The following is a 14,296-nucleotide window of genomic DNA, read 5'->3' as shown; positions in this document are numbered from 1 at the left end:
CGCCACAGGTACCCCATGACCAACTCCGATATCGTCCAGAAACTCTGGAACCTCTGCGACGTCCTGCGCGACGATGGCATCAACTACAGCGACTACGTCACCGAGCTCGTGCTTCTGCTGTTCATCAAGATGGAATACGAACAGGTGCAGAACAACGACAGCTTCGGCCACAAGCTGCCCGAAGGCGCGCGCTGGCCAGACCTGGCTGGCAAGTCCGGCGTTAACCTGCTCGATCACTACCGGCAGATGCTGCTGGACCTTGGCAAAAACCCTGACCCGCTGATCGCCGCCATCTACGCCGACGCTCAGACTCGCCTCAAGGAACCGCGCCACCTCGAGCAGTTGATCAAGAGCCTCGACGGCATCGACTGGTTCAGCGCCCGCCAAGACGGCCTCGGCGATCTTTATGAAGGCCTGCTGGAAAAGAACGCCAGCGAGACCAAGTCCGGCGCCGGCCAGTACTTCACCCCGCGCCCGCTGATCGACAGCATCATCCGCTGCATCAAGCCGCAGCCGGGCGAGACCATACAAGACCCAGCCGCCGGTACTGCGGGCTTTTTGATCGCTGCTGACGCCTATATCAAAAGTCAAACCGACGATTACTACGACCTCGACGCCAAAGCCCAGGCATTCCAGCGCAATCGCGCCTTTGTCGGCGTAGAACTAGTGCCGGGCACTCGCCGTCTGGCGCTAATGAACACACTGCTGCATGGCATGGAAGGCGACGAAGAAGGCGTGGTGCACTTGGGGAACGCCCTAGGTCAGACCGGGGCCAACTTACCCAAGGTCGACGTCATCCTCTCCAACCCACCATTCGGCACGGCCAAGGGTGGCGGCGGCCCGACTCGTGATGACCTCACCTACCGCACCAGTAACAAGCAGTTGGCCTTTCTCCAACACATCTACCGTGGCCTCAAGCCGGGCGGCCGCGCCGCCGTGGTGCTTCCGGACAACGTGCTGTTCGAGGCCGGGGTCGGCACTGACGTGCGCCGCGACCTGCTGAACAAGTGCAACCTGCACACCATCCTGCGTCTGCCTACAGGCATCTTCTACGCACAGGGAGTTAAGACCAACGTGCTGTTCTTTCAGAAGGGCACCGTGGAAAACCCGCGCCAGGAGGAAGGTTGCACCAAGCGCGTGTGGATCTATGACCTGCGCAGCAACATGCCCAGCTTCGGCAAGCGCACCCCCTTCGGCCCGACCCACCTCAAGCCGTTTGAAGATGCCTATGGCGATGATCTCAACGGCGGAAGCCTTCGCGCGGAGAACGTCGAGGGTATTGGTGAAGCCAGCCGCTTCCGCAGTTTTACCCGAGATTACATCCGCAACGAACGTGGCGACTCGCTAGACATCAGTTGGCTGAAAAACGAAAGCACCCTAGATGCCGCCGATCTGCCCGCTCCGGAAGTATTAGCGGGTGAGGCCATGGCTGAACTGACCGAGGCGCTGCATGAGTTGGAAGAGCTGATGAAGGCGCTGGGGGCGGGGGATGAGGTGGTGGCACAGAAGCAGTTAATCGCGGAGGTGATGGGGTTGGCGGTGGCTCAGGAGAATGGGGATGAGTGAGTTGCCAAACGGGTGGACCAAAGCGTGCATTGGTGACTTGGCCGACCTGAACCCAAAGCAAGCATTCGATGATGAAACCGTCGCTGGTTTTGTACCTATGTCCCACGCACCCACCAGCTTTCGCGACAAACTGCGTTTCGATGAGCGTCCGTGGGGCGAGATTAAAAAGGCTTACACAAACTTTAAAGACGGAGACGTAATTTTCGCCAAGGTCACTCCCTGCTTTGAGAACGGCAAGGCGGCCTTTGTTGAAGGTTTGCCTAACGGCGTGGGTGCTGGAAGCAGCGAGTTTTTCGTGCTCCGCCCCAGCTGCGATGGGGTATCGGCTAAGTATCTGCTGGCCTTGGTCAAGAGCTACGACTTCCTACTCGGGGGGGCGGAAAACATGACAGGCGCTGTTGGTCTGCGTCGGGTGCCCAAGCAATTTGTAGAGCGTTATTTAGTGCCGGTACCGCCGGCGGCTGAACAAACCCGCATCGCCGCCAAGCTCGACGAACTGCTGGCTCAAGTCGATACCCTGAAAGCCCGTATCGACGGCATCCCCGAGCTGCTCAAACGCTTTCGTCAATCCGTGCTCGCTGCCGCAGTTTCCGGGCGGTTAACGGAGGAATGGCGCGCGAAGAACGGCGCCAAAATAGAAGTAGAAGGCTCGGCGGCGGAGACTTCAGAAGAGTTTGCATGGCCTATGGTTCGCCTCGGAGATGTAGCTTTAGACTTTTCATATGGCAGCTCTGCCAAATCTCAACGTGCCGGAGATATTCCTGTCCTTCGAATGGGGAATATCCAAGGCGGCCGTTTGGTTTGGGATGACTTGGTCTTTTCTTCCAACCCGGAGGAACTCAAGAAGTACTCTCTGCAGGTGGGGGACGTGCTATTCAACAGAACAAACAGCCCTGAGCTGGTCGGCAAAACTGCGACGTACAAGGGAGAACAACCTGCCATTTATGCGGGGTATCTGATTCGAGTCAGGTGCTCCGAGCACCTTATCTCTGACTTCCTAAACTACTGCCTGAACAGCCCTCAAGGGAAAGATTACTGTTGGCAAGTCAAAACCGATGGGGTCAGCCAGTCAAATATCAACGCAAAAAAACTGGCTGATTTCCGGTTTGGTCTGCCCTCCACTGAGGAGCAAACTGAAATAGTCCGTTGCGTCGACCAACTGTTCTCTTTCGCTGAACGGTTGGAAGCCAGAATCAGTGACGCCAGAATACGTATTGACCGCCTGACCCAAAGCATTCTCGCCAAAGCACTCAGAGGCGATCTCGTGCCGCAAGACCCGAACGACGAACCAGCCGACCTGCTGCTGGATCGCATCAAGGCCCAACGCGCCGCCGCCCCTAAAAACAAGCGCGGTCGCCGATCCACCACGGAAGACTAAGCCTGACATCAGGAAGAAAACAAACCATGTCCGTTCCGACCTACGATCAGTTCATCGAGCCCGTCCTGCGTTTTCTCGCCGCCCATCCGGAGGGTGCCACTGCGGGCGAGGCTCACGAAGCAGCTGCCCTGACGCTTGGCCTGAGCGAAGCGCAGCGGCAGGAGACCATCGCCAGCGGCCAGGCCACCTATAAAAACCGCTCAGGCTGGGCGCATGATCGGCTGAAGCGCGCCGGCTATTCCAGCAGCGCAAAGCGTGGCTACTGGCAGCTGACCGACACCGGGCGCGCATTCGCTCAGGCCAACCCTGCCCCATTGAGCGCAGAACTGGTAGAGCATCTAGCTGTGAACTTCATGAGCGTGAAGCTGAAGACAGCGCCGGACGCCGCCTCGCTGGATGAAAGCAACGACACGTCAACGCCGATTGCCCAGACCGACCTCGCCACTAGCAGCCCGCAGGAACGGCTGAACCAAGCCATACTCGAACTGCGTACTAGCGTTGCGGGCGACCTGCTGGACAGCCTGCTGCAAGCGAGCCCGACGCGCTTCGAGCACATCGTACTCGACGTGCTGCACAGCCTTGGCTACGGCGCGAACCGTCAGGCGCTGCAACAAGTCGGCGGCAGTGGCGACGGCGGCATTGACGGCGTGATCTCGCTGGACGCGCTGGGGCTGGAGAAGGTCTACGTGCAGGCCAAGCGCTGGCAGAGCACCGTCGGCCGCCCCGACCTGCAAGCGTTTTATGGCGCCCTGGCCGGGCAGAAAGCCACACGCGGTGTGTTCATCACCACTTCCGGCTACACCGTCCAGGCCGTTGACTTCGCTCGCTCGGTCGAGGGGCTGGTGCTGGTCGACGGCAAACGCCTGGTCAATTTGATGCTCGACCACGAGGTGGGCATCAGCTCGCAGCTTTACAAGGTGCCCAGGCTCGACAGCGATTACTTTGACGAATCACTCGGCTGAGCCGAAGTTGCAGCCCAAATACCTGAGCGCAACTGGGTGTCGCTCCTAAGCAACTTAAATTTAGGGATGAAAGTAGTTATCAAACGCCGTCGGCTACACTTCGACCTAGAATCCTTATAGAGGCTGAGCTCAACAAGCATCATCCATGGGAAGCCAGATTACGCAGCATTCCAAGTGGTATTCCAAGCAATTGGACTCATCAACTATTAGTCAATAAAATCAGCTTTCTACAGGCTTATTTCAGATTACCCCGGCCATACTCGCCCTGATGGCATACGATTTCCAACTCACAGTCATCCGCCTGCCGCAGCGAAGGCCTCTAGGCTCATTGTTTCGAATTCAGCAATTTGGATAAGCGCTGGCGGCAAGCTCCTGCGCTTCGATATCCGGGAGCGATAGCCCTGCGCTATGCGTTGCACGCTGAGGCCCTGACAATGGCCAGTGTTCTGGGGGTGGAACTGGTCTGTTCCTCGTATAACCCGGCATCGCACAAACGTCGCCAGGCCTGAGGTGTAACCCCGATCTGGCGGCGGAAGGTACGGATGAAATGGGATTGGTCACAGAATCCGTGGCTGTGGGCGATGTCGGTCAGCGAGGAGTCGGTCGTGAGCATGATCTGACGCGCAGATTCGATGCGACGACGTGCGACGTAGACCAGCGGCGTTACACCAAAGGTATTTTTGAAAGCATGCGAGAAGTAACTGACACTCAAGCTGAGAACAGCGGCCAACTGATTTGTGCGTATTGATGAGTCGAGGTTAGCGTCGATGTAGTCAACCACCCGTTTGGCTTGCCAACTGGATAGGCAGCCGTGGCGGCTTTTTAACTGACTATCGCTCTTTTGCAACATGACCAGGGCGCGGGTCAGGCATAGGCAGGCTGAATCACGGTCAATGCTCAGGTGCGCTTGAGCATCTCTAAGCAATTGCATGACGCCGTCATAAGCCTCGTCGGAAATACAGCGCTGAGTCTGGCTGTCTACTGCAGTTGCCGGGGTAACGGCATGCAAGGTGGCACGCATGGCGGTGCTCCACTGTGGATCTTTATGTCCATGGCGCCATGCTACGCCGTGCACTGATCGCACATAAGACAACAATGGGGGGCGCGCGCCCCCCTCAAAAGTGGGGTATTACACAGTGATGATGCCGCGCTGAATGCCGAGAGTGACCGCATGGGTGCGATTGCTGGCACCCAACTTGTCCATGATATTTCTTAAATGCCCCTTGATGGTGTCTTCCGTGATCATGAGTTCCGCGGCGATTTGCTTGTTGGGTTTACCCATTGCCACACATTGCAGAACTTGGATTTCACGAGCGGTCAGGCAGTCGTGGCTTAGGTGATCAGCCAGTTCAACAGCTATCTCTGCCGGGAAATGGTTGTTACCTGCAGCAATAGAGCGGATGGCATCCAGCAACTCCTTGCGTAGACTACTTTTCAATAAGTAGCCGATAGCTCCCGCCTTGATTGCATGTAAGGCCCGTACATCACCCCGATAGGTGGTCAGAATGGCAATGCGTGCGCAAGGAAACTCGGCGCGAATGGCATGAATCGCCTCGATGCCATCCATCTCGGGCATTTGTAGATCCATCAGGGTGACGTCCGGGCGCAGCGAGCGAAATAGCTGAAGCGCTTCGTGCCCATTGGTCGCCTCGCCGACCAGCGCTATGTCTGATTGGGCTTCAAGGACGGCGGCTATGCCCTCGCGCAGCAGAGGGTGGTCATCGACGACCAGCACGCGTATCTGTTCATTCTCTGGGTGCACACTCAGGGCCTCAATTGGGTCAATACACGTAGCCACTGGCTAAGTCGTCGCGGGATACGTCGATAGGCCGTTGCCGCGGGTACAGTCAGTTGAATTTCAGTGCCGCTGTGGGCTCCTCTTTGAATAGACAGCCGTCCGCCGATTTTTTCGGCCCGCTCCAGCATGCCGTGTAAGCCCCAGTGATTGGGGCGGATATTGGGCGGCAGATACTGTGGGTTGATGCCGCTACCATTATCGCCAACGCTCAGCTGAAATGCGTGTTTGGTGTAGACGATCTGGATTTCCACGTTCTGCGCATTGGCATGTCGAAAGGCGTTCATGATCGCTTCACAGCCTATCCGGTAGCTTTCTTCACCGACTATAGGGTGCAGCGGCAGTGGCGTGCCGTGGCTGCTCAGGGTAAAGCGCGTACTGCCTTCTAGTTGCAACTCACTCGTGACAGCGGCAAATGCATCGATCAGGTTCAGAGCAGGCTCGTTCAGATCACGCAGATTATTCACCCGCTCTCGTGCCTCCACCAAAACCTGATCTGCACGGTCTAGCGCTCTCTCCATTCTGCCTCGAGCCGGATGAGTACTGGGTATTTGCTCAGTGGCGGCTTGGAAACTCAACATAAGGCCCTGCACACCCTGAAGTAGGGTGTCATGCAGTTCACGGGCGATTCGCTCGCGCTCGGCGTGTCGCTCCTCAAGGCGGTCCCGCAGATTCTGGGCCGAACGGCGAATATTGAAGCGATGCAGCATCCACAAAACGCTTACCACTGCTAGACCGCTCAATACTATAAACAGTGGGGTGTGGTAGAAAACGGGTCGAATACTGAAGCTCAGCACGGCCTCTTCGGTGCTCAGTAGCCCATCCTGATTGGAGGCTAATACGCGGAACCTGTAATCTCCGGGGCCGAGCCCCGTATAGATGGCGCTACGTTTTGAACCCGCCTGCTGCCAGTCTGTGTCGAACCCCTCCAACAAATAGCGAAAGTGCAAGCCTTGCATACCTGAGAGGCTGAGCGCTGTGTAAGAGATTTCGATGCTTCTTGGCTCTGCTCCCAGCCGTGACAACTCACTGGGTGGGGGTTCCTTACCATCGACATTGAATGATTGGATAACTACCTTGGGGGCGGCTTTACTCTGCACGTATCGAGTTGGATCGATCCAGGTCACGCCCTTACTGGTGCTAAACCATAGACGTCCATCCGTACTACGCACTGCAGTGGGTAATGGAAGTACTTGGTGGGGGTCGTTGGCCAGGCCACCAATCACCTCATAGCTGCGGTAACTTATCTGATATAGCGGGTCAGCGATGGCGCGCTTTAATTCACGAGCGGTCAACTGATAGACCCCGGCTTTGCCGTGGAGCCAGAGATCATAGCTACCGTCGCCTTCAGGTTCTCTGGGAGGTACGGCTAGAATCGCGTAGATATTGTCGAACAGTCCATTGTCCGGTAGATGAAGGCTGTGGAAGCGCTCACCATCGAAGAAGGCCACTCCACGCTGGCCACCAACCCAGGTGAGATGGCCCTGATGTAGCATCGCGGTGACATGACCAACCTTTAAGCCTTCGTCCGCCCCCCAGTGTCGTTGTACCTTGCCGTCGTGAGTCACAATCAGGTTATTGCGGTAGCCGAACCAGAGCCTGCCAAGAGGATCAGTGGTAGCGCTGACAGGCATTAACTGGCTTGGATCAGCATTAGGCGGGGCAACGATTGACCAACGTCCGTCTCGAAGAACGAACAACCCTTTGCGGTTGATCGAAACCCACAGGTCGCCCGCCTGATCGAGAGTCATCGCGCGTACGGCTGAGTCAAGCGCATCCTGAGTTGGCAATGAGGCAACTCGCTCGATTTTGTCTCCTTGCGCACGCCATATACCGTTGCTGCCAGCCATCCAGATATTACCGTTAGCATCACCGAAGGCATTACTAATCGGTGCCGGTATATCCAGAGTGGTCAACCCCGTACTGCTCAGGCGCATTGCAGGTAGGTTGCTGGTACCTGCCCAGACACTGCCTGCCGCACCGGCAACCAATGCGAAATTCTGGGCGTTGTGTGGAAATGCGGCCGAGACCATAGCACTTGGCCGAAAACGGTCTAGCCCGGCGCTAGTGCCCACCCAAATATTGCCGTCGACATCTTCGAGTATTGGGAGAACGTTATCTGCACTCAAGCCATCCTTGGCCATAAACGCTTCTTGGTGATTGAGGGCGTCAGTTATCGATAGAGCGTTGCGGCTGGCAGAGGCTGGCACATAGCGAACGCCCTTACCGCTGGTACCCACCCATATCGCCCCGGCGCTGTCGAATAACAAACCATTAGCACCGTCGATTACGGTCACCTGGGTCGCCGCATCGCCTTCGCTTGGCACGATTCGGCGCAGCGAACCGCCATAGCGTTCGGCCATCCAGATGGCCCCATCTGGAGCCTGAGCCATTTGACTCACCCAACCCACCGCAATGCCTGCATCGACAAACGCTCGGGCACCCGACGGCAGGTAGAACAGGCGATCTTCATTGGCTGCCCATAGCGTCCCATCGCGGTCGAGGAGTACCGCGCGGGCATGTCGTCCCGGAAAGTTCCAGTCGGTACCGATACGTTGCCAGGCGTTACCGTCAAACCGTGCCAAACCATCATTTGCGGCGATCCAGACTGCGCCACTGTGATCCTTGGCGATGCTATAGACCACTCCGCCAGGCAACCCAGCGCTGACTGGGTAAGTGGTTATGCCCGTGTCGGTGATCAGGCTTATGCCCCCAGTACGGAGACCGGCCCACAGGCCCTCATCCTCCGCCTTGAGTACGGAAATGATGCCAAGCGGGTTACCGTCTGGCGGGGTATAGCGCGCGAAGTCCAGACCATCAAAGCGATAGAGCGAATCGTTGGTTCCGAGCCAGAGATAACCGTCTCGGGTCTGGGCCAAAGCCCCTACCTGGCTAGGTCCCTCATCAGCGACGGTCCAACGGTGGTGCTCCAGCGTGTCCAGTAAGTAGTCGGAGGCCGTTGCCGTCGTACTGAACCATGGCAGGCAAACCAACAGCATATGGATTGCCAACGCCGTGCATGTGCGCCAGCGATTTCCTGGGGTGAGCAACTGCTGTTTGGTTGGGTAAGATCCCAATACGCTAATCACCGCGCGAACCTGAAAAAAATCAAAAACGACCCAGCTGAGTTTGCGCCCATTCAATTGTGTAGTCAGCTACTTGCTCCCAACCTGGTTCGGTGATGAGCCAATGGCTGTACCCGGCAAAGCACTTGAGCGAGGTGCTGGCCGCAGAGCGGTTGTAGTGCCGATAGTTCGACGTCACCACGCATGGCCGTACGCTGTGATCGTTCTCGGCGGCGATCAACAGCAGCGGTGCTCTGCGGTCATTGGCAAAATCGACATAGGTGCCAATACCGAAAGCCGCTTCAAAGAAAATCCGCCCCGGTGCTGGCACGATATGGTTTGCATATAGCAGCGCAATATCCTGGATCGCCATAGCCTGGGTAAATTGTTGGGTAAATTCTGGTAGCGGAAAATACATGACTCGCTTCCAACTGCCCCAAGCCATGCGCATGGGTATCGCCCTGGAGAGAACGCTCAAGCGCGGTATTACCCCGCGAGGGGGTATCGCTGCAATCGCAATGCCGGCACAGCCAAGACCACGATCCAACAGCATCTGAACGAGCAGACCGCCCAGCGAGTGGCCAATCAGCAAGGGCGGCTGAGGCATGCGCCGAATCAGCGCTGCATAGTGCTCAATAATTTGTCTGATCCCAAGCCGTGGGAAATCGGTATGTGGCGCGCTGCGCAGCCTCTCTGGCGGCCCCTCCGATAAGGGCCAAGGTGGCGCGATACAGGTGTAGCCGCATGCCCGATAGCGACTGGAGAAATTATCCCAGGCGGCGGCAGACAGCCATTCGCCATGTATGAATAGCACGGTTGTATTCATCCCTGATCCCATAAGAAGCGTTTTTCCGAGGCGCGAGTGAGATTGCGCTCGTGCATCAACGCCTCAATAAGAATCAGCAGATTGAGATCCACCTTGCGCATGTCATTGCGGTTCATGCGTTGACTCCTTTGTGAATGCGCTCAGGTGTGGGACTTAGTGGGGGTCAGGTAGTGATGAATGCGTATGGCGACCCCGACCGCTTGGAACTGGCGAGCCGCAGCCTCGATGCGTTGTTCGGCACGGGTTACCCGGCCGTGGTGGCGCAGATGTTCAAGCCAGGACTCATCAAAGAAAAACTCCAGCCAACGTTGCGAATGCTCACTGTCCTGGACCAGCCCCCAGGAAAAGGCACCATTGCGCATTCGCATGCTGCGTACATCCTGCATGGCAAGGCGAAACTGTTCTGCCTGCGACGGGTCGACTTGATACTCAAGGGTGATCATCACTGGACCGCGTTCCTGGTCCTGGTCATCGGCAAGGATCGGTGCAGGCCAGTGCAGGGACGGGGCCAGGTCTTCGGTCTCGGTGACCGGCAAATGGAAGTGCAGGGTCAGTACGATGCCCACCAGCAGAACCCCGCCTGCGATCAGCAGGGTGAGGCTGATCGACAGGTGGCTGGCGACGAAGCCCCACAGCGCGCCGCCGGCCGCCATGCTGCCGAAGAACACCAGGATGTATACCGACAGTGCCCGCGCCCGCACCCAGTTGGGTACGGAAGTCTGTGCTGCCATTTGCAGGCTCGACAACACGGCGATCCAGGCCGCGCCACTGATCATCATCACCGGTATCAGCCAGTACAGGTTGCGCACCCCGGCCAGCGCGCAAAGCACCAGGGCGTAGAGCAGGCTGGAGCCGGCCACCAGGTGATCGGGGTTCACCGCATCACGGATGCGCGGCAGTAAAGTAGCGCCGAGCACTGCACCGACGCCGACACTGCCGAGCAGCAGACCGAAATCGCTGGCGCTGCCGTTCAGTTCAGCGCGTACGATCAGCGGCAGCAGCGACATGCCGGCACTGGCACCGACGAAGAACGCCGCCGACCGCACCAGCACCGCTTGCAACGGCTGGGAGCTGCGGCTGTAGCGCCAGCCTGCGCGCATGGCACCGAGCAGCCGTTCCGCCGGGAACAACGCGGGTGTCTGCTCGCGTTTCCAGGTATACAGCACCGCCATCACCGCGAGGAACGATACGGCGTTCAGCGCGAAGGTGGCCCAGGGGCCGGTGAGGCTGACCAGTACCCCGGCAATTGCCGGTCCGATGGCCCGGGCGACGTTGATGCCAAGGCTGGACAGGGCGATGGCCGAACCGAGGTCGCGCTTGTCGACCAGTTCGGGCGTCAAAGCTGACCAGGCCGGCATCATCAGTGCAGTCCCCACGCCCATGCTCAGGGTCAGGAGGAGCAGCAGCGCGACGGTCATCATGCCGTTTAGCGTGAGCAGAGCCAGGAGCATCGCCACCGCGGCCATCCACACTTGCACCATAAGCAGGTAGCGACGCTTGTCGACGATGTCGGCCATGGCTCCCGCTGGAAGAGCAAGAAAGAACATCGGCGCGGAGCCTGCAACCTGCACCAAGGCAACGTGCATGGGGCTGGCTGAAAGCGTCGTCATCAACCAGCCGGCCCCTACTTCGTGCATCCAAGTGCCGATGTTGGAGGCAATGCTGGCCAGCCATAGCCAGCGGAAAGTGCTATGGCGCAGCGCGCTCCAGGGGGAGCGCTTTTCGATAGTCGTGTCCATGTTCAGAAAGCGAAACAGGAGCAGCCGAAGGCACCCCAGAAACCTTGGTAGTTACTGACGGGTACGGATGACCGACGCACCTTGTCATGGCTATGCGCATGCACCGCGCAAGGGCCTGAGCATTGATGCACCTGAGTCAGCAGCGGTGAAGCGGGACGCCAGTGGCCGGGGACCTTGGCAACCGGTGACCAGTCCGGCATGACCGGCAGGCTCGGCGGCGACAGCTGGTCGAATTCCGCGGCGCCGTAGACCACTTTGCCGTCGACGACGGTCAGCACCGACTCGATCCACTTGATCGCCTCTTCCTCGACACTGAAGAAGTCCGCCGACAGGGCCGTGAGGTCAGCCAGTTGCCCGACCTTGATCTGGCCCTTCTTGCCTTGCTCTGACGAAAACCAGGCACTGCCATGGGTAAAGAGCTGCAGGGCGGTGTCACGCGAAAGGCCGTTGGGGTACAGCTCCAGCCCTCCAACGGTTCGGCCGCTGACCAGCCAATAAAGCGAGGTCCAGGGATTGTAGCTGGAGACGCGAGTTGCATCAGTCCCTGCACCGACTGGTACACCTTCAGCCAGCATGCGTTGAATTGGCGGGGTCTGTTCAGCGGCCTTGCTGCCATAACGGTCGACGAAATACTCGCCTTGGAAGGCCATGCGGTCCTGAATGGCAATGCCACCGCCAAGGGCGCGTACCCGCTCGATGTTCTTCGGACTGATGGTTTCAGCGTGATCGAAGAACCATGGCAGGCCATTGAACGGAATGTCGCGATTGACTCGCTCGAACACATCGAGCATTCGCGAAATGGATTCGTCGTAGGTCGCGTGCAGCCGGAACGGCCAGCGCTGCTCGACCAAGTGACGGACCACGGGTTCCAGGTCCTGCTCCATAGTCGGCGCAAGGTCTGGCCGAGGTTCGAGGAAGTCTTCGAAGTCTGCGGCAGAGAACACCAGCATTTCACCGGCACCGTTGTGCCGGAAGAAGTTATCGCCATCGCCAGGCTTGACCATGGCGCTCCAGTTCTTGAAGTCGGTCAGCTCTTCCTTGGGTTTCTGGGTGAACAGGTTGTAGGCGATGCGCACGCTCAACTGGTTGTGCTTGGCCAGCTCGCGGACCACTTCATAGTCGTCCGGATAGTTCTGAAAACCACCACCAGCATCGATGGCACTGGTCACGCCAAGGCGGTTGAGTTCGCGCATAAACTGGCGTGTCGAGTTGACCTGGTATTCCAGCGGCAGCTTTGGCCCCTTGGCCAGGGTCGAATAGAGAATCATCGCGTTGGGTTTGGCTACCAGCATGCCGGTGGGTTCGCCATTGCTGTCGCGGACAATCTCTCCGCCCGGCGGATTAGGCGTATCGCGGGTATAGCCGACAACGCGCAGTGCCGCCCGATTCAGGAGGGCGCGGTCATAAAGGTGCAGAACGAATACCGGCGTATCTGGTGCGGCCTTGTTCAATTCGTCCAGGGTAGGCAGGCGACGCTCGGCAAACTGGAATTCATTCCAGCCCCCCACGACCCGAACCCATTGCGGAGCAGGCGTGCGATCAGCCTGATCCTTGAGCATCCGCAACGCGTCAGCGAGAGATGGAACACCCTCCCAGCGCAGTTCCAGGTTGTAATTCAGGCCACCACGGATCAGGTGCAGGTGCGAGTCATTGAGACCTGGGATCACCGTACGCTTTTGCAAGTCGACAACCTGGGTCGCATCTCCGCGGACCGCCATGGCCTCTGCGTCGCTGCCCACGGCGATGAACTTTCCGTCCTTAATGGCCACAGCTGTTGCTTGCGGCTTTTCACGATCCACGGTGTGCAGACGGCCGTTGTAAAGAATCAGATCGGCTTCCATGGAACCTCCCGCAGGGTTGGCGAAAGAGCTGCCGGCGGAGCCGGCAAAAGGCAGGGCAGACCAGAGTGCTCCCGCTGCTCCGAGAACGGAGCTGGTAGCGAGAAACCGGCGACGGCCTTTGTCTGACAGATCTTCACTCATGATCATTCCTCGTGGCGTTGTGGGTTGAGCCAGGCGCCTGGCGATCACTCGAATCCAGCCAGCTCCGTTACGGCGGGTAGACCCGAACCGATTTGAAGTCGGGTCGACCTATAGTGCCGACCCGACAGAGGTCAGATCTTCGCCGCAACAGGCTCCAGCGTCGGCCCGTGTGTTACCCGCTCAGGAGCCTTGTGCACCATGGTGTAGGCGTAGTCGACGCCCATGCCATATGCGCCAGAGTGCTCTTTGACCAATGCCATAACGGCGTCGTAGGTATCGCGGTTCTTCCAGTCACGCTGCCACTCCAGCAGAACTTGCTGCCAGGTCACCGGGACAACTCCAGCCTGAATCATGCGTTGCATGGAGTAATCGTGCGCAGCTTGGCTGGTACCGCCAGAGGCATCGGCCACCATATAAATTTCATAGCCGGCATCATGCATCGCGGACAGTGCGAAAGTCGTATTGCAGACTTCGGTCCACAAGCCAGAGACGATCACCTTGTTACGGCCATTCTTTTTCAGCGCATCGCGTACTTTCTGGTCGTCCCAGGAGTTCATCGAGGTACGCTCAAGGATCGGTGCCTCAGGAAAAACGGCCAGTAATTCCGGATAGGTATGACCCGAAAAGCTTTCTGTTTCGACCGTGGTGATGATGGTTGGAATAGAGAAAATCTTCGCGGCCTTGGCTAGGCCCACGGTGTTGTTCTTCAATGTCTGCCGATCAATGCTTTGTACCCCAAATGCCATTTGCGGCTGTTGATCGATGAAGATCACTTGGCAATTGCTTGGTGTCAGCACTTCGAGTTTTGGATTGGTCATTTCAATCACCTGGTGTGTTCGCGCGTGAATGCTGATGATCGCCATGGCGTAAACGCAGTGCTGCAGTCATGGCGATGTCGTAGATAGGCCAATTTTTAGTAGGCCCTCAGTCCCTCAATCTTGCTGAAAGCCATGGGTACTATCTCCAGAGCGGATGCCTGCGAA

The 14,296-nt window shown here is 58.0% G+C and carries 10 protein-coding genes and 1 pseudogene; 3 read left to right on the top strand and 8 right to left on the bottom strand.

The annotated features are described in order from the left end of the window. Positions 1-15: 15 nt before the first annotated feature. The 3 genes from CRX69_RS08015 to CRX69_RS08005 are packed head-to-tail and all read left to right on the top strand — an operon-like array spanning position 16 to position 3,906. Complete coding sequence (locus CRX69_RS08015) at positions 16-1,566, top strand: class I SAM-dependent DNA methyltransferase (protein ID WP_107321837.1); 1,551 nt, start codon at positions 16-18, stop codon at positions 1,564-1,566. Further along, positions 1,559-2,944: a restriction endonuclease subunit S gene (locus CRX69_RS08010; RefSeq protein WP_107321836.1), complete on the top strand. Its 1,386-nt coding sequence runs from the start codon at positions 1,559-1,561 to the stop codon at positions 2,942-2,944. The genes CRX69_RS08015 and CRX69_RS08010 overlap by 8 nt, the downstream gene beginning before the upstream one ends. A 26-nt stretch (positions 2,945-2,970) precedes the next feature. Further along, positions 2,971-3,906, top strand: coding sequence for a restriction endonuclease (locus CRX69_RS08005; protein ID WP_107321835.1), 936 nt, complete (start codon positions 2,971-2,973; stop codon positions 3,904-3,906). 406 nt (positions 3,907-4,312) lie between these two features. Here the strand turns inward: CRX69_RS08005 and CRX69_RS08000 are convergent, their stop codons facing one another. The 8 genes and pseudogenes from CRX69_RS08000 to CRX69_RS07965 form a co-directional block, all read right to left on the bottom strand. Further along, positions 4,313-4,927 carry a helix-turn-helix transcriptional regulator gene (locus tag CRX69_RS08000; RefSeq protein WP_107321834.1) on the bottom strand — a complete coding sequence of 205 codons (615 nt, stop codon included), beginning with the start codon at positions 4,925-4,927 and terminating at the stop codon, positions 4,313-4,315. Between the two features lie 108 nt (positions 4,928-5,035). Continuing rightward, positions 5,036-5,641, bottom strand: coding sequence for a response regulator transcription factor (locus tag CRX69_RS07995; protein ID WP_240539588.1), 606 nt, complete (start codon positions 5,639-5,641; stop codon positions 5,036-5,038). Positions 5,642-5,670: 29 nt separating this feature from the next. After that, positions 5,671-8,844 carry a sensor histidine kinase gene (locus CRX69_RS07990; protein WP_157952117.1) on the bottom strand — a complete coding sequence of 1,058 codons (3,174 nt, stop codon included), beginning with the start codon at positions 8,842-8,844 and terminating at the stop codon, positions 5,671-5,673. Beyond that, positions 8,810-9,592 carry an alpha/beta hydrolase gene (locus CRX69_RS07985; RefSeq protein WP_107321832.1) on the bottom strand — a complete coding sequence of 261 codons (783 nt, stop codon included), beginning with the start codon at positions 9,590-9,592 and terminating at the stop codon, positions 8,810-8,812. The genes CRX69_RS07990 and CRX69_RS07985 overlap by 35 nt, the downstream gene beginning before the upstream one ends. 11 nt (positions 9,593-9,603) lie before the next feature. After that, a pseudogene (locus CRX69_RS07980) lies at positions 9,604-9,708 on the bottom strand (LysR family transcriptional regulator); the annotation flags it as partial. Between the two features lie 24 nt (positions 9,709-9,732). Continuing rightward, positions 9,733-11,331, bottom strand: a complete 1,599-nt coding sequence (locus CRX69_RS07975; RefSeq protein WP_107321831.1) for an MFS transporter — start codon at positions 11,329-11,331, stop codon at positions 9,733-9,735. A 2-nt stretch (positions 11,332-11,333) separates the two neighbouring features. Continuing rightward, positions 11,334-13,172 carry an amidohydrolase gene (locus tag CRX69_RS07970; protein WP_047230233.1) on the bottom strand — a complete coding sequence of 613 codons (1,839 nt, stop codon included), beginning with the start codon at positions 13,170-13,172 and terminating at the stop codon, positions 11,334-11,336. 272 nt (positions 13,173-13,444) lie between these two features. Beyond that, entirely contained in the window at positions 13,445-14,131 is a 687-nt protein-coding gene (locus tag CRX69_RS07965) for a hydrolase (RefSeq protein WP_047230248.1), read from the bottom strand. Positions 14,132-14,296 lie beyond the last annotated feature (165 nt).

Origin of the sequence: Pseudomonas rhizophila (assembly GCF_003033885.1) — a bacterium.
Lineage (GTDB): Bacteria > Pseudomonadota > Gammaproteobacteria > Pseudomonadales > Pseudomonadaceae > Aquipseudomonas > Aquipseudomonas rhizophila.
Note: the sequence above shows the minus strand (reverse complement) of the source record. Positions and strands in the feature narration are given on the sequence as shown.

Bases quoted from the DNA above. Each gene is read 5' to 3' on its own strand.
- CRX69_RS08015 (WP_107321837.1), top strand. From the start codon at position 16: ATGACCAACTCCGATATCGTCCAGAAACTCTGGAACCTCTGCGACGTC.
- CRX69_RS08010 (WP_107321836.1), top strand. From the start codon at position 1,559: ATGAGTGAGTTGCCAAACGGGTGGACCAAAGCGTGCATTGGTGACTTG.
- CRX69_RS08005 (WP_107321835.1), top strand. From the start codon at position 2,971: ATGTCCGTTCCGACCTACGATCAGTTCATCGAGCCCGTCCTGCGTTTT.
- CRX69_RS08000 (WP_107321834.1), bottom strand. From the start codon at position 4,927: ATGCGTGCCACCTTGCATGCCGTTACCCCGGCAACTGCAGTAGACAGC.
- CRX69_RS07985 (WP_107321832.1), bottom strand. From the start codon at position 9,592: ATGAATACAACCGTGCTATTCATACATGGCGAATGGCTGTCTGCCGCC.
- CRX69_RS07975 (WP_107321831.1), bottom strand. From the start codon at position 11,331: ATGGACACGACTATCGAAAAGCGCTCCCCCTGGAGCGCGCTGCGCCAT.
- CRX69_RS07970 (WP_047230233.1), bottom strand. From the start codon at position 13,172: ATGGAAGCCGATCTGATTCTTTACAACGGCCGTCTGCACACCGTGGAT.
- CRX69_RS07965 (WP_047230248.1), bottom strand. From the start codon at position 14,131: ATGACCAATCCAAAACTCGAAGTGCTGACACCAAGCAATTGCCAAGTG.